16 protein-coding genes are annotated in these 19,752 nt (G+C 59.4%); 11 read left to right on the top strand and 5 right to left on the bottom strand.

All coding sequences use genetic code 11. The annotated features are described in order from the left end of the window. Window positions 1–16: 16 nt before the first annotated feature. From ACM6JQ_RS07170 to ACM6JQ_RS07150, 5 genes are all read left to right on the top strand, one after another. The gene (locus ACM6JQ_RS07170; protein WP_414893476.1) at window positions 17–1,612 is read left to right on the top strand and encodes an ABC transporter substrate-binding protein; all 1,596 of its coding nucleotides are present in this window, start codon (window positions 17–19) and stop codon (window positions 1,610–1,612) included. Window positions 1,613–1,685: 73 nt separating this feature from the next. Beyond that, window positions 1,686–2,696 (top strand): ABC transporter permease subunit, encoded by a 1,011-nt coding sequence (locus ACM6JQ_RS07165; protein ID WP_007917620.1) that lies wholly within the window; start codon window positions 1,686–1,688, stop codon window positions 2,694–2,696. Between the two features lie 11 nt (window positions 2,697–2,707). Further along, complete coding sequence (locus ACM6JQ_RS07160) at window positions 2,708–3,634, top strand: ABC transporter permease subunit (protein ID WP_414893475.1); 927 nt, start codon at window positions 2,708–2,710, stop codon at window positions 3,632–3,634. 10 nt (window positions 3,635–3,644) lie between these two features. Further along, window positions 3,645–4,613, top strand: a complete 969-nt coding sequence (locus tag ACM6JQ_RS07155; RefSeq protein WP_007917624.1) for an ABC transporter ATP-binding protein — start codon at window positions 3,645–3,647, stop codon at window positions 4,611–4,613. Further along, window positions 4,613–5,593: a peptide ABC transporter ATP-binding protein gene (locus tag ACM6JQ_RS07150; protein ID WP_007917625.1), complete on the top strand. Its 981-nt coding sequence runs from the start codon at window positions 4,613–4,615 to the stop codon at window positions 5,591–5,593. Before ACM6JQ_RS07155 ends, ACM6JQ_RS07150 begins: the two co-directional genes overlap by 1 nt. A gap of 202 nt (window positions 5,594–5,795) precedes the next feature. Here ACM6JQ_RS07150 and ACM6JQ_RS07145 read toward each other — a convergent pair whose 3' ends face one another. From ACM6JQ_RS07145 to ACM6JQ_RS07135, 3 genes are all read right to left on the bottom strand, one after another. Beyond that, entirely contained in the window at window positions 5,796–6,059 is a 264-nt protein-coding gene (locus ACM6JQ_RS07145; protein ID WP_414893474.1) for a hypothetical protein, read from the bottom strand. 160 nt (window positions 6,060–6,219) lie between these two features. Then, the gene (locus ACM6JQ_RS07140; RefSeq protein ID WP_414893473.1) at window positions 6,220–7,416 is read right to left on the bottom strand and encodes an MFS transporter; all 1,197 of its coding nucleotides are present in this window, start codon (window positions 7,414–7,416) and stop codon (window positions 6,220–6,222) included. Between the two features lie 746 nt (window positions 7,417–8,162). After that, window positions 8,163–9,746 (bottom strand): peptide chain release factor 3, encoded by a 1,584-nt coding sequence (locus ACM6JQ_RS07135; protein ID WP_007915312.1) that lies wholly within the window; start codon window positions 9,744–9,746, stop codon window positions 8,163–8,165. Window positions 9,747–10,104: 358 nt separating this feature from the next. Here ACM6JQ_RS07135 and ACM6JQ_RS07130 point away from each other — a divergent pair, with 358 nt between their 5' ends. The 5 genes from ACM6JQ_RS07130 to ACM6JQ_RS07110 all read left to right on the top strand — a co-directional run bounded on the left by ACM6JQ_RS07130 (window position 10,105) and on the right by ACM6JQ_RS07110 (window position 15,343). Continuing rightward, window positions 10,105–10,794 (top strand): ABC transporter permease, encoded by a 690-nt coding sequence (locus ACM6JQ_RS07130; RefSeq protein ID WP_169844036.1) that lies wholly within the window; start codon window positions 10,105–10,107, stop codon window positions 10,792–10,794. Between the two features lie 20 nt (window positions 10,795–10,814). Further along, window positions 10,815–11,708: a glycine betaine ABC transporter substrate-binding protein gene (locus ACM6JQ_RS07125; RefSeq protein WP_414893472.1), complete on the top strand. Its 894-nt coding sequence runs from the start codon at window positions 10,815–10,817 to the stop codon at window positions 11,706–11,708. Window positions 11,709–11,720: 12 nt separating this feature from the next. Next, a complete protein-coding gene (locus ACM6JQ_RS07120; protein ID WP_007915307.1) occupies window positions 11,721–12,374 on the top strand; it encodes an ABC transporter permease in 654 nt (217 codons plus the stop codon). Continuing rightward, window positions 12,371–13,528, top strand: a complete 1,158-nt coding sequence (locus ACM6JQ_RS07115; RefSeq protein WP_034154441.1) for a betaine/proline/choline family ABC transporter ATP-binding protein — start codon at window positions 12,371–12,373, stop codon at window positions 13,526–13,528. The genes ACM6JQ_RS07120 and ACM6JQ_RS07115 overlap by 4 nt, the downstream gene beginning before the upstream one ends. Window positions 13,529–14,179: 651 nt before the next feature. Further along, window positions 14,180–15,343: a type III PLP-dependent enzyme gene (locus ACM6JQ_RS07110; protein ID WP_007915304.1), complete on the top strand. Its 1,164-nt coding sequence runs from the start codon at window positions 14,180–14,182 to the stop codon at window positions 15,341–15,343. A gap of 253 nt (window positions 15,344–15,596) precedes the next feature. Here ACM6JQ_RS07110 and ACM6JQ_RS07105 read toward each other — a convergent pair whose 3' ends face one another. Together ACM6JQ_RS07105 and ACM6JQ_RS07100 are read right to left on the bottom strand one after the other, a co-directional pair. Continuing rightward, window positions 15,597–16,349: a tetratricopeptide repeat protein gene (locus ACM6JQ_RS07105; protein ID WP_414893471.1), complete on the bottom strand. Its 753-nt coding sequence runs from the start codon at window positions 16,347–16,349 to the stop codon at window positions 15,597–15,599. Then, complete coding sequence (locus ACM6JQ_RS07100) at window positions 16,346–17,026, bottom strand: Fe2+-dependent dioxygenase (RefSeq protein WP_007915302.1); 681 nt, start codon at window positions 17,024–17,026, stop codon at window positions 16,346–16,348. The genes ACM6JQ_RS07105 and ACM6JQ_RS07100 overlap by 4 nt, the downstream gene beginning before the upstream one ends. A gap of 207 nt (window positions 17,027–17,233) precedes the next feature. Here ACM6JQ_RS07100 and ACM6JQ_RS07095 point away from each other — a divergent pair, with 207 nt between their 5' ends. Continuing rightward, on the top strand, window positions 17,234–19,549 hold the full coding sequence (locus tag ACM6JQ_RS07095; RefSeq protein WP_414893470.1) for a TonB-dependent receptor: 2,316 nt from the start codon (window positions 17,234–17,236) through the stop codon (window positions 19,547–19,549). The last annotated feature ends 203 nt before the right edge of the window (window positions 19,550–19,752 follow it).

Raw genomic sequence — 19,752 nt, 5'->3', positions numbered from 1 at the left:
TTGCAGAGGGTTATCGATGAAAATGCTTCCCCTACGTGCGGCCATCGCGGCTGCGTTGCTGAGTGTCGCTGTTGGCGTCTCGGCCAAACCCTTGGTGGTCTGCACCGAAGCCAGTCCGGAAGGCTTCGATATGGTCCAGTACACAACTGCAGTCACGGCGGACGCTGTGGCCGAAACCATCTTCAACCGCCTGGCTGACTTCAAGCCCGGCACCACTGAAGTGATCCCGGCTCTCGCCGAGTCCTGGGACATCAGCGAAGACGGCCTGACCTACACGTTCCACCTGCGCAAAGGCGTCAAGTTTCACACCACCGAATATTTCAAGCCGACCCGCGACATGAACGCCGACGACGTGGTCTGGAGCTTCCAGCGTCAACTGGACCCGAATCACCCGTGGCACAAACTGTCGAGCGTGGGCTTCCCGTACTTTGAGAGCATGGGCTTCAAGGAACTGCTCAAAAGCGTAGAAAAAGTCGACGACAACACGGTCAAGTTCACCCTGACCCGCCGCGAAGCGCCGTTCCTGGCCGACATCGCGATGGCGTTCTCCTCGATCTACCCGGCCGAATACGCCGACCAATTGCTCAAAGCCAACAAGACCGGCGACCTCAACAACAAGCCGATCGGCACCGGCCCGTTCATCTTCCAGCGCTACGCCAAGGATGCGCAGGTGCGCTTCAAGGCCAACCCGGAGTATTTCCGTGGCAAGCCGCCAGCCGATGCGTTGATCCTGGCGATCGCCACCGACAACAACGTGCGCCTGCAGAAGCTCAAGGCCAACGAATGCCAGATCGCGCTGTATCCAAAACCGGATGACATCCCGAGCATCAAGAAAGACGCCAAGCTCAAGGTCGATGAACTGAACGCGATGACCGTTTCGTACATCGCCATGAACACCCAGCACAAATACATGAGCGACGTGCGCGTGCGTAAGGCGATCGATATCGCCTTCGACAAAGCCGCTTACGTCAACGCGCTGTTTGGCCCGGGCAATGCGACCGTCGCGGTCAACCCGTACCCGGACACGCTGCTGGGCTACAACCACGACCTGAAGAACCCGCCACGCGACCTCGACAAGGCCCGTGCCCTGCTCAAGGAAGCCGGGGTTCCGGAAGGCACCGTGTTTACCCTGTTTACCCGCAACGGCGGCGGTCCGACCAACCCCAACCCGATGCTCGGTGCGCAAATGATGCAGGCTGACCTGGCGAAAGTCGGGATCAAGATCGACATTCGCGTGATGGAATGGGGCGAAATGCTCAAACGCGCCAAGGCCGGTGAGCACGACATGGTGTCTGCCGGATGGGCGGGCGACAACGGCGACCCGGATAACTTCCTGACGCCTATGCTCAGTTGCGAAGCTGCCAAGAACGGCGAAAACTACGCGCGCTGGTGCAACGAGAAATTCCAGGCACTGCTCGACGAAGCACGGGCTAAAGTAGATCCGGCCGAACGCGCGAAACTCTACGAGCAGGCTCAGGTCCTGTTTAATCAGGATCAACCGTGGATCAGCATGGCCCACACGCGGATGTTTACTGCAATGCGCAACAACGTAGAGGGCTATCACATCAGCCCTCTCACCACTAATAACTTCGCCACCACCCAGGTGAAGTAGATAAGAAACTCCCGGTGTTCCTGACCCCAGGGACACCGGGCACGCCTAACCGGCTGATGAGGTACCACACAAGATGTTTAGTTTTATTGCCCGCCGACTGGGGTTATTGATCCCCACGTTTTTCGGCATCACCTTGCTGACTTTCGCGTTGATTCGCATGATTCCGGGCGACCCCGTGGAAGTGATGATGGGCGAACGTCGGGTCGACCCCGAAATGCACGCTCAGGCAATGGAACGCCTAGGTCTGAACAAGCCACTGTATGCCCAGTATCTGGACTACATCGGCAAACTGGCTCAAGGCGATCTCGGCGAATCCCTGCGTACGCGTGAAAGCGTATGGACCGAGTTCACCTCTCTCTTTCCGGCGACCCTGGAACTGTCCATGGCCGCCCTGCTGTTCGCCGGCATTCTGGGCCTTCTGGCCGGGGTGATCGCGGCACTCAAGCGAGGATCGCTGTTCGACCACGGGGTGATGGGCATCTCCCTCGCGGGGTATTCGATGCCGATCTTCTGGTGGGGCCTGATCCTGATCATGTTCTTCTCGGTGAGCCTGGGCTGGACCCCGGTTTCCGGACGGATCGACCTGCTCTACGACATCGAGCCGCGCACCGGTTTCATGCTCATCGACACGCTGCTGGCCGATGACGTCGGTGCGTTCTTCGATGCCCTGCATCACCTGATCCTGCCGGCCATCGTGCTCGGCACCATTCCGCTGGCAGTGATCGCGCGGATGACCCGTTCGTCGATGCTCGAAGTGCTGCGTGAAGACTACATCCGCACCGCCAAGGCCAAGGGCCTGTCGCCGTCGCGCGTGGTGTTCGTCCACGGCCTGCGTAACGCGCTGATTCCGGTACTCACCGTGGTCGGTCTGCAAGTCGGCACCCTGCTGGCCGGTGCGGTCCTGACCGAAACCATCTTCTCCTGGCCCGGCATCGGTAAATGGCTGATCGAAGCCATCGGCGCCCGGGACTACCCGGTTGTGCAAAACGGCATCCTGTTAATCGCCTGCCTGGTGATTCTGGTCAACTTCGTAGTGGACATCCTCTACGGCTTTGCCAACCCACGCATCCGTCATCAGCGCTGAGGTCAATAACCATGAGCACTCCAACATCCTCAGTAGCCACCGCCGCCGCCAACGCGGATCAAAGCCTGCTGTACCCGTCGCCGTACAAAGAATTCTGGCAAGCCTTCTCGAAGAACAAGGGCGCAGTTGCTGGCCTGCTGTTCATGTTGCTGATCATTTTCTGCGCGCTGTTCGCGCCGTGGGTCGCGCCGCATAACCCGAGCGAGCAATACCGTGACTTCCTGCTGACGCCACCGGCGTGGCTGGAAGGCGGACAGATGCAATTCCTGCTCGGCACCGATGAACTGGGGCGTGACCTGCTATCGCGCCTGATCCAGGGTTCGCGCCTGTCGCTGCTGATCGGTTTGTCGTCGGTGGTGATGTCGCTGATTCCGGGGATCCTGCTCGGTCTGTTCGCCGGGTTCTTCCCGAAGATGATCGGCCCGACCATCATGCGTCTGATGGACATCATGCTGGCCCTGCCGTCGCTGCTGCTGGCTGTGGCGATTGTCGCCATCCTCGGCCCTGGCCTGATCAACACCGTGATCGCCATTGCTGTGGTTTCGCTGCCGTCCTACGTGCGTCTGACCCGTGCCGCCGTGATGGGCGAACTGAACCGCGACTACGTGACCGCCGCGCGCCTGGCCGGTGCCGGTCTGCCACGTCTGATGTTCATCACCGTGCTGCCGAACTGCATGGCGCCGCTGATCGTTCAGGCAACTTTGAGCTTCTCCTCGGCGATTCTCGATGCCGCCGCGTTGGGCTTCCTCGGCCTTGGCGTACAACCGCCAACCCCTGAGTGGGGCACCATGCTGGCCTCGGCCCGCGACTACATCGAACGCGCCTGGTGGGTAGTCAGTCTGCCTGGTTTGACCATTTTGCTCAGCGTGCTGGCAATCAACTTGATGGGCGACGGTCTGCGCGATGCGCTGGACCCGAAACTCAAGAACGCCGCCTGAGGAGATTCCCATGTCACTGCTAGAAATCAAGAATCTCAACGTTCGCTTCGGCGACAAGACCGCGACCCCGGTGGTCGACGGCCTCGACCTGAAAGTCGACAAAGGCGAAGTACTGGCCATCGTCGGCGAGTCGGGTTCGGGTAAATCCGTGACCATGATGGCGCTGATGGGCCTGATCGAGCATCCCGGCATCGTCACCGCCGACTCGCTCAGCTTCGACGGCAAAGACATGCTCAAGCTGAGCAACCGTCAGCGTCGGCAAATCGTCGGCAAAGACCTGTCGATGGTCTTTCAGGACCCGATGACCGCACTGAACCCGAGCTACACCGTCGGTTTCCAGATCGAAGAAGTGCTGCGTCTGCACCTGAAAATGTCCGGCAAACAAGCGCGCAAACGTGCGATCGAGCTGCTGGAAAAAGTTGAAATCCCGGGCGCCGCGAGCCGTATGGACGCCTACCCGCACCAGCTGTCCGGCGGCATGAGCCAGCGTGTTGCGATCGCCATGGCAATTGCCGGCGAGCCGAAACTGCTGATCGCTGACGAACCGACCACGGCACTCGACGTAACCATTCAGGCGCAGATCATGGATCTGCTGCTGGCGTTGCAGAAAGAACAGAACATGGGCCTGGTGCTGATCACTCACGACCTCGCCGTCGTGGCGGAAACCGCCCAGCGCGTCTGCGTGATGTACGCCGGTCAAGCCGTTGAAGTCGGCCAAGTGCCGCAACTGTTCGACATCCCGGCGCACCCGTACAGCGAAGCGCTGCTCAAGGCGATTCCCGAGCACAGCCTCGGCGCCTCACGCCTGTCGACTCTGCCGGGTATCGTCCCGGGCCGCTACGACCGTCCGCAGGGTTGCCTGCTGTCGCCGCGCTGCCCGTACGTGCAGGACAGCTGCCGCACGCAGCGTCCAGGCCTTGATCCGAAAAGCAACAGCCTCGCGCGCTGCTTCTTCCCGCTGAACCAGGAGGTGGCGTAATGGCCGTCGTACTTACCGCCCGCGACCTGACCCGTCACTACGAAGTCTCCCGTGGCCTGTTCAAGGGCCATGCGACCGTGCGCGCACTCAACGGTGTGTCGTTCGAACTGGAAGCCGGCAAGACCCTCGCCGTAGTCGGCGAGTCGGGCTGCGGCAAATCCACCCTCGCCCGCGCTTTGACGCTGATTGAAGATCCGTCGTCCGGATCCTTGAAAATCGCCGGCCAGGAAGTCGCCGGCGCCGACAAGGCGCAGCGCAAGCAACTGCGCAAAGACGTGCAGATGGTCTTCCAAAGCCCATACGCCTCGTTGAACCCACGGCAGAAAGTCGGTGATCAGCTCGGCGAACCGCTGCTGATCAACACCAACCTCTCCGCCGCTGAGCGTCGCGAGAAAGTCCAGGCGATGATGAAGCAGGTCGGCTTGCGCCCTGAGCATTATCAGCGCTATCCGCACATGTTCTCCGGCGGTCAGCGCCAGCGTATCGCCCTGGCCCGGGCGATGATGTTGCAACCGAAAGTGCTGGTGGCGGATGAACCGACTTCGGCATTGGACGTGTCGATTCAGGCGCAGGTGCTGAACCTGTTCATGGATCTGCAGCAGGAGTTCAACACCGCGTACGTGTTCATCTCGCACAACCTCGCGGTGGTGCAACACGTGGCCGATGACGTGATGGTGATGTACCTCGGTCGCCCGGTGGAACTGGGTCCGAAGAACGACATTTACGAGCGTCCGCTGCACCCGTATACCCAGGCGCTGCTGTCGGCAACCCCGACCATTCACCCGGACCCGAACAAGCCGAAAATCAAGATCGTCGGTGAACTGCCTAACCCGCTGAACCCGCCGCCGGGCTGTGCTTTCCACAAGCGCTGCCCGTATGCGACCGAGCGTTGCAGCACGGAAGAGCCAGCGTTGCGCCAGCTCGACAGCCGGCAGGTGGCTTGCCACTACGCCGAGCAGTTCCTCGACGGCGCGGCATAAGCAAATCTGGAGAGCGACACGAAACCTGTAGGAGCTGTCGAGTGAAACGAGGCTGCGATCTTTTGATTGTCAGAATCAGAATCAAAAGATCGCAGCGTGCCGCACAGGGATCATGTTTATTCAGGGATAAAGTGTTGAGCAAACCCCTTCCACCTCGATTGCGCATCAGTCGAGGCCGAAGGGGTTTTCTTTTGCCTGCGATTTATGTCTGGCTATCGCCTTCGTCGTCCGGATCATCAGAGTCCGGCTCATCGGTGGTCGAGTCGTCGTCATCGGCGCTGCCACCCTGCCCCTGATCGCCCGGCTCGGATTCAGACTTGGCGAGCATCAAACCGCTATGCCCGGCCTGCCCGTTGAACGCCTGAGAATCGTGATCCTCGCACTCGGCCCAGGCCGTCGCGGTGCCGAGGGACAGCATGACCATTACTTTCAACAGCAATAAAACCCGTAGCAACCTGCTTTTCATAGCCGACTCCATCCATTTTCAGGTGAGACATTCGTGCCTGACTGGCGCTGTGTGAAATCTAGTTCCGATCCATCGGGTTCACCAGATAGGACGCTAACGAGCGCGCAGAAATGCCCTCGGCAGACAGATTGCTTTCGAATAATGCCAATAGCTGGATCAGCTAAGCGACCGGGCGCACGCGCGTGGCCTGCCAAGTCAGAGGGATGGAAATCAACACCATCAGCGCACTCGCCAGCCACACACTGTGACCACCGAATTGACCATACAACTGGCCACTGAGCACCGGTGACAACAGCGCACTGGCGCTCCAGCTCATAAAGAACAGGCCGAAGTACTGACCGCTTTTGCCGGCTTGGGCAAAGCGCATGGCCAGCACATTCAGCGGCGGCATGAAAAACGCCTCGCCCAAGGTCCAGATCAGCGTCGACAGGCAGACGTAAAACAGCCCGGAACCGAACGGCAACATGCCGAGCCCGCAGGCCAGCAACACACTGCCGAGCAGCATTTGTCGACGCATGCCCCATCGCTCGCCCCAATGCGACAACGGAATCTGCAGGGCGATCACCAACAACGCATTGAGGCCAAACTGCCAACCGATCGCTTCGGTGCTCAAGTGATAGTAATCACGCAGATAATTGCCCAGGGTGCTGTAGACCGTGTCGAACGCGATGCCAAGCACGGCCGTCGCCGCCAGCAACCAGAGGAACGGTTTGTCGCGATACGGCCCCCCGGAACCTGCGTCATCCGTGGACGTTTCGTCATTGATCAGCACCGGACGCTGCCACGTGGTGCGGACAAACCACAGCAAGGCCAGCAACGTCATTGCCGCACTGGCGAAAAATACCCAGCGAAAATCAGCCTGCGCCAAAACCCCGCCCGCCACCCCGGCAGCGGCCATCCCGAGGTTGCGCGCCACCCGGCTCAAGGCCTGCGCACGCGAGCGCTGCGCCACCTCGCAATATTCCATGATCAGGCGCTGATGCAGCGTGCGAATGGCCCCATCGAGGGTTCCGCTGAGCAACAACAATGCCGCCAGCAACGGCACCTGCGTCACCAGCCCCAGCAGCAACAGCACCCACACCGAAACAAAGAACAACGCCGCCGTCAGCCGCGCCGTGCGCACATGATCACTGAGCCAGCCACCGAGCATCGAACCGACCAGCAAACCCGCACCGTACGCCGACAGCAACCAGCCAACCGTCTCGATCGCCAGCCCCAGCTCCTGACGCAGGTACAGTGCCATGAACAGCTTGACCATGCTGCTCAAGCGATTGATGAACAACAGCGCCGCGAGCACCCAGGCCATTACGCTGAAATAACCGTTGAGCCGCAGCAGTTGAGTCAGTCGACTCGTCATTCCATTGACCTCTCAAAGCGACTTGCGTGGAGCTGGAACACTAACGGCCAGCAGGCTGGTTGTCGCGTTCGAGAACAGCGAGATCACAAAAAACGGAGACGGCCTACAGCCATTGCGCACGATAAAACCGTGCCGAAGATCAAAAGCCCCTCACCCTAGCCCTCTCCCAGAGGGAGAGGGGACTGAACGAGGTGCTTCGGGGAGGTACGCCGACGTGAAATACCGATTCGAACACACACTTCGAAAAGCTCAAAAATCAGCTCCCTCTCCCTCGGGAGAGGGCTGGGGTGAGGGGCAAATCCACCACAAAACCAAAGCCGAACACCCACTCTTCACCACTCAACAGGCCGAGTGTCAGCTCGCCTGCTTTTGATCTTGGAGCCCGTCGGCAGGCTGAGTGGAGGGATTGATCCGGGGGTAGGCGCGCAGCGCCGTTCGACGAAGTCGAACACATCGAAAGGAGGTGCAGCGAAGCAAACCGGAAGCGATGCCCCCGGATCGATGCCGGAGCGAAGGAACCCCGAGCCCCAGCGAGTGGGCCGAACGTCAGGGCGCAGACCTTTGGTTCCTTTGGGGCGTTTGCCAAAGGGACTCGCTGTAAGAGCGAAACCGCCAGCAGCAACACCCGTAGCAACGGATATTCACCCAAAACCCCAAGAACCTGGTCGGCCCACAGGCCGCCAAGACCAAAGCAAAGAGCCCCCGATGCTTTCACATCGAGGGCTTCGGAAAAACCAACTCAGAGCTTAGTGATGCTCACGCGTCGCGCGGAATTTCACATCCGGCCAACGCTCTTCCATCAACGCCAGGTTAACCCGCGTCGGCGCAAGATAGGTCAGATGCCCACCGCCATCGACCGCCAGGTTCTCCACAGCCTTGTTGGAAAACTCCTCAAGCTTCTTCTTGTCGCTGCACTCAATCCAGCGAGCGGAGTACACAGTAATCGGCTCATACGAGCACTCAACCTTGTATTCCTCCTTCAAACGGCTGGCGACCACATCAAACTGCAGCACACCCACAGCGCCAAGAATGATGTCGTTGCTGCGCTCCGGGAAGAACACCTGCGTTGCACCTTCTTCGGCCAGTTGCTGGAGACCCTGACGCAACTGCTTGGATTTCAGCGGATCACGCAGGCGCACACGACGGAACAGCTCCGGCGCAAAGTGCGGAATGCCGGTGAAACCGAGGGTTTCACCTTCACTGAAGGTGTCGCCAATCTGGATCGTACCGTGGTTGTGCAGACCGATGATGTCGCCGGCAAAGGCTTCTTCAAGCTGCTCACGCTCGGAGGAGAAGAACGTCAGGGCGTCGCCGATACGCACGTCCTTGCCGGTACGCACGTGGCGCATCTTCATGCCTTTCTCGTACTTGCCGGAGCAAATGCGCATGAAGGCGATGCGGTCGCGGTGCTTCGGGTCCATGTTCGCCTGGATCTTGAAGATGAAGCCCGAGAACTTCTCTTCCACCGGCTCGACGGTACGCTCGTTAGCGACACGGGCCAGCGGACGCGGTGCCCAATCAACGACGGCGTCGAGCACATGATCAACACCGAAGTTGCCCAGTGCGGTACCGAAGAACACCGGGGTCAGCTGACCGTCGAGGAATTCCTGTTGGTTGAATTCGTGGCAGGCACCCTGAACCAGTTCCAGCTGCTCGATGAAACGCTCGTACTCGTCCCCCAGATGCGCACGCGCTTCGTCGGAGTCGAGCTTCTCGATGATCTTGGTTTCGGTGCGTTCGTGACCGTGACCGGCGGTGTAGACAATGATGTAGTCATCGGCCAGGTGGTACACGCCCTTGAAGTCGCGGTAGCAACCGATCGGCCAGGTGATCGGCGCGGCCTTGATCTTCAGCACGGCTTCGATCTCGTCGAGCAGTTCGATCGGGTCGCGGATGTCACGGTCGAGTTTGTTGATGAAGCTGACGATCGGCGTATCACGCAGACGGCAGACGTCCATCAGCGCAATGGTCCGTGGCTCTACACCTTTACCGCCGTCGAGAACCATCAATGCCGAGTCCACCGCGGTCAGGGTACGGTAGGTATCTTCGGAGAAGTCTTCGTGGCCCGGGGTGTCGAGCAGGTTGATCATGTGTTCGCGATACGGGAACTGCATGACCGACGTGGTAATGGAAATACCCCGTTGCTTCTCCATCTCCATCCAGTCGGATGTCGCATGGCGATCGGATTTACGGGATTTCACCGTACCGGCCACTGCAATCGCCTTGCCCATCAACAGGAGCTTTTCGGTGATCGTGGTTTTACCGGCATCGGGGTGGGAAATAATGGCGAAAGTGCGGCGTTTCGCGACTTCGGCGGCCTGGTTGGTCATGGGAAATCGCCTGGCGGTGATTCAAAAAAGGGCCGCGATTATAGCCCAACTCGATGCAATAACCGAACCGTTGAGCACATTAAGGGTGGCCAAATGCTGCCGCAGATGGGAACCTTTTGAAGCACGGAGACGTCCATCCCCTGTTACGAATTTTCGTCAGGGGCTGAAAAATCAGCAAGTTAGCCTGACGAGGCTGCGCTCATGGCTCGCTTTCAGACCGCTTTTTGCCGGTGCTGAGGGAGCTGCTTCTCGCGAACGTTTATTCCCGGCAGCCATGTACGGCATGCCACACGGGAGAGCGTTCGCCGACTACAAAAAAAGGAGTCCGCCTGTGGCTATCCGCTATGGCAAAGGGCTGATGGGAGGTGCGGTGGTGATCGCGCTCCTGGCCCTGCTGGTCCACTGGATCGGCATCAACACGATCGAACACTACCGCGACGATTTGTTGTTTTACCTGCAAGCTCATCTGATTCTCGTCCTCGCTTCAATGCTGGCCGCCCTGGTCGTGGGCATCCCCGCCGGCATCTTCCTCAGTCGCCCGACCATGGTCGGCCGCGCTGAACGCTTCATGCAGATCTTCAATATCGGTAACACCGTGCCTCCCTTGGCCGTGCTCGCGATTGCCCTGGGCGTCCTCGGCATTGGCAGTGGCCCGGCGATCTTCGCTTTATTCCTCGCTTCGTTGCTGCCGATTGTGCGCAACACCTACGAAGGCCTGAAAAATGTGCAGGGTTCGCTGAAAGAAGCGGCCGTCGGCATCGGCATGACCCCGCGCCAAGTGCTGTGGAAAGTCGAATTGCCCAACGCTGTGCCGATCATCGTCGGTGGTGTGCGCGTGGCTTTGGCGATCAACGTCGGCACCGCGCCGCTGGCGTTCCTGATCGGTGCCAACAGCCTCGGCAGCCTGATCTTCCCTGGCATCGCCCTGAACAATCAGCCGCAACTGCTGCTCGGCGCCGCGTGCACCGCGCTGCTGGCCTTGCTGCTCGATGGCGTCGTCACCCTCGCCAGCCGTCTCTGGCTGGAACGCGGTTTGCGCCCGTCTTAAGGCTTTGTGAAGGAATACCTATGAAACGATTGAGCTTGATTCTGGGCTGTATCCTGCTGTTCGCAGGCGTCGCCCAAGCCGCTGAAAAACCGGTTATCCGCCTCGGCGCACGAGTATTTACCGAGCAGACCCTGCTCGCGGAAATCACCGCGCAGTACCTGCGCAGCAAAGGCTACGACGCGCAGATCACCGGTGGCCTGGGCAGCAACCTCGCCCGCAGCGCCCACGAAAGCGGGCAGTTGGACATGCTCTGGGAATATACCGGCGTGTCGCTGGTGGCTTACAACCATGTCACGGAAAAACTCGACAGCGCCCAGTCCTACGCCCGGGTGAAAGAACTCGACGCGAAAAAAGGTCTGGTCTGGCTGACCCCGTCGAAATTCAGCAACACCTATGCCCTCGCCCTCCCTAAAAAGGTCGCCGAGGAATATCCGCAGATCAACAACATCAGCCAGTTGAACGAAGTGCTGCGCGCTGAGGCCAAGACCAATCATCTGGTGGCGCTGGACACCGAGTTTGCCAACCGCTCCGACGGCCTGATCGGCATGGTCGATCTCTACGGCATGAACCTGACCCGCAAGAACATCCGCCAGATGGACGCGGGCCTGGTCTACACCGCGTTGCGCAACGGCCAGGTGTTTGCCGGTCTGGTCTACACCACCGACGGTCGCCTCAACGCCTTCGGCCTGAAACTGCTGGAAGACGACAAGCATTACTTCCCCGACTACACCGCCGCGCCGGTAGTGCGTCAGACCTACCTCGACGCGCACCCGCAATTGGCCGAGCAACTCAAGCCGCTGGCCGAACTGTTCGACGACGAAACCATGCGCCAGCTCAACGCGCGGGTCGACGTCGATCACGAAAGCCCTTCGAAAGTGGCCGCCGATTTCCTGCGCCAGCACCCACTTAACTAAGGAGGAAAAGTCATGGAATTTCTGAACGCCTTTTCCCACCTCGACTGGCAGCAGGTGATGCACCTGACCTGGCAGCACATCACCCTCGTCGGCATTGCCGTGACCCTGGCGATTGTCGTTGGCGTGCCGTTGGGCATTCTGATGACGCGGTTTCCGACTCTCGCCGGCCCATTGCAAGCCAGCGCCACGGTGCTGCTGACGGTGCCGTCGATTGCCCTGTTCGGTTTGCTGCTGCCGTTCTACTCCAAGTTCGGCCAGGGCCTCGGCCCGATGCCGGCGATCACCGCCGTGTTCCTTTATTCACTGTTGCCGATCATGCGCAACACCTACCTCGCCCTCACTGGCGTGGAACCGGGCATCCGTGAAGCCGCGCGCGGCATCGGCATGACCTTCGGCCAGCGTCTGCGCATGGTCGAGTTGCCGATCGCCGTGCCGGTGATCCTCGCCGGCGTGCGTACCGCCGTGGTGATGAACATCGGCGTGATGACCATCGCCGCGACCATCGGCGCCGGCGGCCTCGGTGTGTTGATCCTCGCTTCCATCAGCCGCAGTGACATGTCGATGCTCATCGTCGGCGCACTGCTGGTCAGTCTTCTGGCCATTTTCGCTGACCTGTTTCTCCAATGGCTGCAACGCTCGTTGACTCCAAAAGGACTGCTCAAATGATCGAACTTCAAAACCTCAGCAAAACTTTCCAAAGCAACGGCAAAGACGTCAAAGCCGTGGACTCGGTAAGCCTGACCGTCAATGAAGGCGAAATCTGTGTGTTCCTCGGGCCATCGGGTTGCGGTAAAAGCACCACGCTGAAGATGATCAATCGCCTGATCAAACCGACCTCGGGCAAGATCCTCATCAACGGCGAAGACACCACCGACCTCGACGAGGTGACCCTGCGCCGTAACATCGGTTACGTGATCCAGCAGATCGGCCTGTTCCCGAACATGACCATCGAAGAGAACATCGTTGTCGTGCCGAAACTGCTCGGCTGGGACAAACAGAAATGCCACGACCGCGCCCGCGAATTGATGAGCATGATCAAGCTGGAGCCCAAGCAATATCTGCATCGCTACCCGCGTGAACTGTCCGGTGGCCAGCAACAGCGCATCGGCGTGATCCGCGCACTGGCCGCTGATGCACCGCTGCTGTTGATGGATGAGCCGTTCGGTGCGGTCGACCCGATCAACCGCGAGATGATCCAGAACGAGTTCTTCGAGATGCAGCGCGCGCTGAACAAGACTGTGATCATGGTCAGCCACGACATCGACGAAGCGATCAAACTCGGCGACAAGATCGCGATCTTCCGCGCCGGCAAACTGCTGCAGATCGATCACCCGGACACGCTGCTCGCGCACCCGGCGGACGACTTTGTCAGCAACTTCGTGGGGCAGGACAGCACGCTCAAGCGTCTGTTGCTGGTGAAGGCAGAAGATGCGGCGGACAACGCGCCGTCGGTGAGCCCGGAGACGCCGGTGGCTGATGCGCTGGAATTGATGGACGAGCATGACCGTCGCTACGTGGTGGTCACCTGTGCCGAGAACAAGGCGCTGGGTTATGTGCGCCGTCGTGATCTGCACCGTCAGACCGGCACCTGCGCGCAGTTCCTGCGTGAGTTCAATGCCACGGCAGCGTACGACGAACATTTGCGCATCCTGCTGTCACGCATGTACGAGTTCAATCGTTCGTGGCTGCCAGTGATGGATGCCGAACGGGTGTTCCTCGGTGAGGTGACGCAGGAGTCGATTGCGGCTTATCTGAGTTCGGGGCGTTCGCGTGGGATGAAGACCAGTATTGTCTCGCCGGCTGAGGCGGTGGTCGCCTGATTAACCGGTAAAAACACAAAACCCTGTAGGAGTGAGCCTGCTCGCGATAGCGCAATATCAGTCAATGAAGATGTCGGCTGAAAAAAAGTCATCGCGAGCAGGCTCACTCCTACTGGACCGGGGGTGTTACCAAGTCATTCACAAGGCGGAAAAGAATCTCAACACCTGAGAACCAGACAGCATGCGCTGGACAGCCGTCCAAACAGCCAAAATCCCCCTCACCCCCATCTCTCGCGGCCATCGTCGCCGATGTTGCGCCCATCACACTTACCCGCGAATTCGCCGACAAAATCCGCGAACGTGCAGGTATTTTTAACACTGGAAAATTCTCAGGGAACATCTGCCCGTCATCTCGGTCGGCTACAAAGAGTGATGAACGCGACGCACGTCAGAAGCGTGCAAAAACGCGACATTTTTAGTTGATCTCACGCCCCTCACGCCCTAAAGTTCGCGCCGAACGTCCATGCTGGAAACGATCCATCCGGCTCAAGTACTGACGACGAGACAGCAAGGCCAAGGGAAAGCTGCACATCCCATGGCCTTTTTGCTTTCGGCGACATGCCTTGGGAAGTAGGCGAACCAAAGTGGGGATACGGAGGACGTTCATTTGCACCCATTGTTAATTTCAGTTTGCCAGTAGGAGTTCCCAGCATGTCGATCCAGGTCGAAGACTATTTCGCGCGCGCTACATTCGACAAAATGAAGGCGTTCGCCGACAAACAGGAAACCCCGTTCGTGGTGATCGATACCGCGATGATCGCCCAGGCCTACGATGACCTGCGCGCCGGTTTCGAATTCGCCAAGGTCTACTACGCGGTCAAGGCCAACCCGGCCGTCGAGATCATCGACCTGCTCAAAGAGAAAGGTTCGAGCTTCGACATCGCCTCGATCTATGAGCTGGACAAGGTGATGGATCGTGGCGTCAGCCCGGACCGCATCAGCTACGGCAACACCATCAAGAAATCCAAGGACATCCGCTACTTCTACGAGAAGGGCGTGCGTCTGTTCTCCACCGACTCCGAAGCCGACCTGCGCAACATCGCCAAGGCTGCACCGGGTTCGAAAGTCTATGTGCGCATCCTCACCGAAGGCTCGACCACGGCTGACTGGCCACTGTCGCGCAAATTCGGCTGCCAGACCGACATGGCCATGGACCTGCTGATCCTCGCTCGTGACCTCGGGCTGGTGCCTTACGGCATCTCCTTCCACGTCGGTTCGCAACAGCGCGACATCAGCGTCTGGGACGCGGCGATCGCCAAGGTCAAAGTGATCTTCGAGCGTCTGAAAGAAGAAGACGGCATTCACCTGAAGCTGATCAACATGGGCGGTGGCTTCCCGGCCAACTACATCACCCGCACCAACAGCCTGGAAACCTACGCCGAAGAAATCATCCGTTTCCTGAAGGAAGACTTCGGTGATGACCTGCCGGAAATCATTCTCGAGCCGGGCCGTTCGCTGATCGCCAACGCCGGGATTCTGGTCAGCGAAGTGGTGCTGGTTGCACGCAAGTCGCGCACCGCTGTTGAACGTTGGGTTTATACCGATGTGGGCAAATTCTCCGGCCTGATTGAAACCATGGACGAAGCGATCAAGTTCCCGATCTGGACCGAGAAGAAAGGCGAGATGGAAGAAGTCGTCATCGCCGGCCCGACCTGCGACAGCGCTGACATCATGTACGAGAACTACAAATACGGTCTGCCGTTGAACCTGGCGATCGGTGATCGTCTGTACTGGCTGTCGACCGGGGCGTACACCACCAGTTACAGCGCGGTTGAGTTCAATGGCTTTCCGCCGTTGAAATCGTTTTACGTGTAAGCGCAGCTGCGAGTTTCAAGCTGCTAGCTGCAAGTGAAAAGCCCATGACGTGTCATGGGCTTTTTTGTGTCTGGCTTTGAGATTTGTGGTGTGCTTTCGATCTATCCCCCTCACCCCAGCCCTCTCCCCCAAGGGGGCGAGGGGGAAAGGGAGCAGATCGGGGGCCTTTCAAAAGCTGAGTTCGACCGGATATCTCAGGTCGGTGTATCCGGAACATCCAACTCGGTCAGTCCCCTCTCCCTCTGGGAGAGGGTTAGGGTGAGGGCTCTTGGCACCGATGCGCATACCGCTCAGCCAACGCCTGAATCCTGGGATCTGTCGCACCTGACAGCGTCTGACTCGCCACCCGCAAGAAATTCAGATTGCCGCCGACCAAAGCTTTCTCAAGCCAATCGACCGCCTGATCAATCCGCCCCTCATCCGCTAAAACTGCAGCGAAACTGAACTGCCCACGAAAATCCCCACCCTCGGCCGAACGCCGATACCAATCGCGCGCCGCAACCGGATTCGCCGGGCACTCCTGCCCGTCTTCCAGATACCGCCCAAACAGATTCATCGACTTCGCATGGCCCAATTCAGCCGCGCGCCGATACAGCGCCAACGCCTGTTGATGATCCACCGCCACTCCCCGCCCGGTCGCCAGCAGATTGGCGAGGTTGTACATCGCCCAATCCAGCCCGGCATTCGCTGCAATCCGGTAGTGCTGCGCAGCGATCGAAGCATCGGCGGTAATCCCCCAGCCATGCTCATGACAGCGTCCAAGCATGTTGCGCGCCATCAAATGCCCGCGCCCGGCAGCGATGCCGAACCAGCGCAGCGCCAGCGCTTGATCCTGGGCGATGCCTTGGCCGTCGAGCAGGATTTGTCCGAGCAACGCCTGCGCTTCAACTTCGCCCTCCCCCGCCGCCAGCAAAATCGCCTGCGCAGCACGGGCCGGACTTTCGCCGAGCATGGCGCTAAGTTGTTCGCCGTCGAGGACTTCCTCGCGGCGCAGCTGGAAACTCATACCTCGACCCAGCGCCGCAGCAAGTTGTGATAGGTGCCGGTGAGTCGAATCAGCGAAGGGTGATCAGGCAGGTCTTGAGTCAGTTGCTGAATCGCCCCGTCCATCTCGAACAGCAACGCACGCTGGCTGTCCTCACGCACCAGACTCTGTGTCCAGAAAAACGACGCATAACGCGCACCGCGAGTGACCGCATTGACCTTGTGCAGGCTGGTGCCCGGGTACAACACCATGTCGCCGGCCGGCAACTTCACCCGCTGGGTGCCATAGGTGTCCTGGATTTCCAGCTCGCCGCCGTCGTAATCCGCAGGCTCGCTGAAAAACAACGTCGCCGACAGATCGGTGCGCACGCGCTCGATGCTGCCCTTGGGCTGGCGCACGGCGTTGTCGATGTGGAAATCGAAGCTGCCACCGGCCGTGTAACAGTTCACTAACGGCGGGAAGACTTTGTGCGGCAGCGCGGCGGACATGAACAGCGGGTTTTTCCACAGCCGTTCAAGCATCGCCGCGCCGATTTCCTTGGCCAACGGATGACCTTCTGGCAGTTGCAGATTGTGCTTTGCCTTGGCCGATTGAAAGCCAGCGGTGATCTTGCCATCGGCCCAATCGGCCTGCTCCAGTGCCTCGCGGATGCGCTGCACTTCGTCTTTCGCGAACAGCCCGGGGATGTGCAACAGCATGGCAATGACACCTGATGGCAAAGAGGCGGCAATGGTATTGATTCTTATTGTCTCTGTAAAACCCGAGAGACGAATGAACTGGCAAAAACCGTAAGGTTAAATTGTAAAGAATGTAAATTCAGTGCGAATAACAATGTTTCGCAATTGATACGAATACCTGTTTACCCTATATTCCGCCGCCTCAAATCCTTGGGGAGGGGAATAAAAATGGCACGTCAACACGCACAATTACCGGTCAGTTCACCACGTCTGCTCGCCTCTGCAATCGGTGTGGCAATCACCGCCGGCTCCGCTGGCCAGATGGTCTTCGCCGCGGAAAAAACCGACAGCAAAGCCGCCGGCAATGCCATCGCCCTGGACGCCACCGCCATCACCGGCGAAGCCCAGGACTCGACGTCCTACCAGGTCGAAAAAGCCTCCTCGCCCAAGTACACCGCGCCACTGGTCGACACGCCGCGCTCGGTCACCGTTATCCCGCAACAGGTTCTGAAAGACACCGGCGCGCTGAACATGCAGGACGCGCTGCGCACCGTGCCGGGCATCACCTTCGGCGCCGGTGAAGGCGGCAACCCACAGGGCGACCGTCCGTTCATTCGTGGTTTCGACGCGCAGGGCGACACCTACCTCGACGGCGTCCGTGACACCGGTTCGCAGAGCCGCGAGATCTTCGCCGTGGAAAACATTGAAGTCAGTAAGGGCCCGAACTCTGCCATCGGCGGTCGCGGCGCGGCAGGCGGCAGCATCAACCTGGTGAGCAAGAAAGCGCACCTGGGCAACTCGTTCGATGGTGGTTTCACCTGGGGTTCCGATCAGACCCAGCGTTACACCCTCGACGGCAACTATCAGTTCAGCGACACCGCCGCTGGCCGTCTGAACCTGATGAGCCACGAGAGCAACGTCGCCGGTCGCGACAAGGTCGATTACGACCGTTGGGGTATCGCCCCATCCCTGGCCTTTGGCCTGGGCACCGACACCCGCGTCAACCTCGACTACTACCATCTCGAAAGCAACGACACTCCGGATTCGGGCGTGCCGTACACCATTCCAACCGGCGGTTCGGCGGCACGTACCAAGTCCAATCCGGACAAACCTTACGCTGGCGGTGACCACAGCAATTTCTACGGCCTGGATCGCGACTTCCGCAAGGGCCGCACCGACACCGCGACCTTCGCCATCGAGCATGATCTGAGCGATTCGCTGACGATCAAGAACACCCTGCGCCACGGCACCAGCATGCAGGATTACATCCTGACCCAGCCGGACGACAGCAAGGGCAACGTCAACAATGGCAGCCTCTGGCGTCGTGCCAATACGCGGGTGAGCAACACCGAAACCACCACCAACCAGACTGACCTGTTCGGCAATTTCTACGTCGCCGGCTTCAAGAACAGCTTCTCCACCGGCGTCGAATACACCCGTGAGGAAAGCCAGAAGTCTTCGTATAACGTCAACACCGACACCACGCCGCGCACCAGCGCAGTGACCACTAACTGCAACCCGGGCCTGATCGGCGCAGCCAGTGGCTACAACTGCACCTCGCTGTCGAATCCGAACCCGAACGATCCGTGGAACGGCGCAATCTCGCGCAACTACGCCGGCACCGACACCCAGGCCAACACCTACGCGCTGTATGTGTTCGACACCCTGGAGCTGAACGAGCAGTGGCTGGTGAACATGGGCCTGCGTTACGACCACTTCGACACCGACTACAAGACCTACAACGCCGCTGGCACCACCACGTCCAAGGGCGATGACACCAGCGAGTTCGTCACCGGTCAGTTCGGCGTCGTCTACAAGCCTGCGGAAAACGGCAGCATCTACGCTTCCTACGCCACCTCGGCCACGCCACCGGGCAACACCTTGGGCGAAGGTCAGGAAGGCAACCCGTTGGGCGGCACCCCGGATCGCAGCGGCAACCTGCTGAGCAGCGACATGGAGCCGGAAACCACCAAAAACTATGAAATCGGCACCAAATGGGATCTGCTCAACGATCGCTTGTCGCTGACCGCTGACATCTTCCGCACCGAGAAAGAAAACGCTCGTGTGCAAGTCGACACCACCTCGTACGAAAACGCCGGCAAGACCCGTGTGCAAGGTGTCGAGCTGTCGGCCAGCGGCAAGATCACCGACAAGTGGCAAGTGTTCGCCGGTTACGCCTTCATGGACAGCGAACAAGTCGATGGCGGTCCACTGGGCCGGGCCAACGATGGCAACGAGCTGCCTAACACGCCGAAAAACAGCGCCAGCCTGTGGACCACTTACCAGGTCACGCCGAAGCTGACGATCGGTGGCGGTGCGTTCTACGTCGACGACGTGTACGGCAGCGTGGCCAACACCACCATGGTCGACTCGTATGTTCGCTACGACGCAATGGCGGCGTACAAGCTGACCAAGAACATCGACCTGCAACTCAACGTGCAGAACCTGACCAACGAAACCTACTACGACAAAGCCTTCTCGACCCACTTCGCCAACCAGGCGGCGGGCCGTACGGCATTGTTGAGCACCAACTTCCACTTCTGACCCTGTAGGAGCTGCGGCACGCTGCGATCTGTTGATCTTGCTTTTGATTCTGAAAAAAAATCAAAAGATCGCAGCCTTCGGCAACTCCTACAAAAAACAGTGGGCCCCGTTCATTCAATTGAACGGGGCTTTTGTGCGTAAGAAAGAACGCTTCTCGATAACCCACGGCATAATGCGCGCCGTGAAGACAATTTCCGAATGGA

The organism is Pseudomonas sp. IT-232MI5 (genome assembly GCF_949767845.1).
In the GTDB taxonomy this organism is placed as follows: Bacteria; Pseudomonadota; Gammaproteobacteria; order Pseudomonadales; family Pseudomonadaceae; genus Aquipseudomonas.
Note: the sequence above shows the minus strand (reverse complement) of the source record. Positions and strands in the feature narration are given on the sequence as shown.

Coding starts and splice junctions, on each gene's coding strand:
- ACM6JQ_RS07110 (WP_007915304.1), top strand. CDS start 14,180: ATGTCGATCCAGGTCGAAGACTATTTCGCGCGCGCTACATTCGACAAA.
- ACM6JQ_RS07170 (WP_414893476.1), top strand. CDS start 17: ATGAAAATGCTTCCCCTACGTGCGGCCATCGCGGCTGCGTTGCTGAGT.
- ACM6JQ_RS07165 (WP_007917620.1), top strand. CDS start 1,686: ATGTTTAGTTTTATTGCCCGCCGACTGGGGTTATTGATCCCCACGTTT.
- ACM6JQ_RS07145 (WP_414893474.1), bottom strand. CDS start 6,059: ATGAAAAGCAGGTTGCTACGGGTTTTATTGCTGTTGAAAGTAATGGTC.
- ACM6JQ_RS07135 (WP_007915312.1), bottom strand. CDS start 9,746: ATGACCAACCAGGCCGCCGAAGTCGCGAAACGCCGCACTTTCGCCATT.
- ACM6JQ_RS07125 (WP_414893472.1), top strand. CDS start 10,815: ATGAAACGATTGAGCTTGATTCTGGGCTGTATCCTGCTGTTCGCAGGC.
- ACM6JQ_RS07130 (WP_169844036.1), top strand. CDS start 10,105: ATGGGAGGTGCGGTGGTGATCGCGCTCCTGGCCCTGCTGGTCCACTGG.
- ACM6JQ_RS07150 (WP_007917625.1), top strand. CDS start 4,613: ATGGCCGTCGTACTTACCGCCCGCGACCTGACCCGTCACTACGAAGTC.
- ACM6JQ_RS07100 (WP_007915302.1), bottom strand. CDS start 17,026: ATGCTGTTGCACATCCCCGGGCTGTTCGCGAAAGACGAAGTGCAGCGC.
- ACM6JQ_RS07115 (WP_034154441.1), top strand. CDS start 12,371: ATGATCGAACTTCAAAACCTCAGCAAAACTTTCCAAAGCAACGGCAAA.
- ACM6JQ_RS07120 (WP_007915307.1), top strand. CDS start 11,721: ATGGAATTTCTGAACGCCTTTTCCCACCTCGACTGGCAGCAGGTGATG.
- ACM6JQ_RS07155 (WP_007917624.1), top strand. CDS start 3,645: ATGTCACTGCTAGAAATCAAGAATCTCAACGTTCGCTTCGGCGACAAG.
- ACM6JQ_RS07095 (WP_414893470.1), top strand. CDS start 17,234: ATGGCACGTCAACACGCACAATTACCGGTCAGTTCACCACGTCTGCTC.
- ACM6JQ_RS07105 (WP_414893471.1), bottom strand. CDS start 16,349: ATGAGTTTCCAGCTGCGCCGCGAGGAAGTCCTCGACGGCGAACAACTT.
- ACM6JQ_RS07140 (WP_414893473.1), bottom strand. CDS start 7,416: ATGACGAGTCGACTGACTCAACTGCTGCGGCTCAACGGTTATTTCAGC.
- ACM6JQ_RS07160 (WP_414893475.1), top strand. CDS start 2,708: ATGAGCACTCCAACATCCTCAGTAGCCACCGCCGCCGCCAACGCGGAT.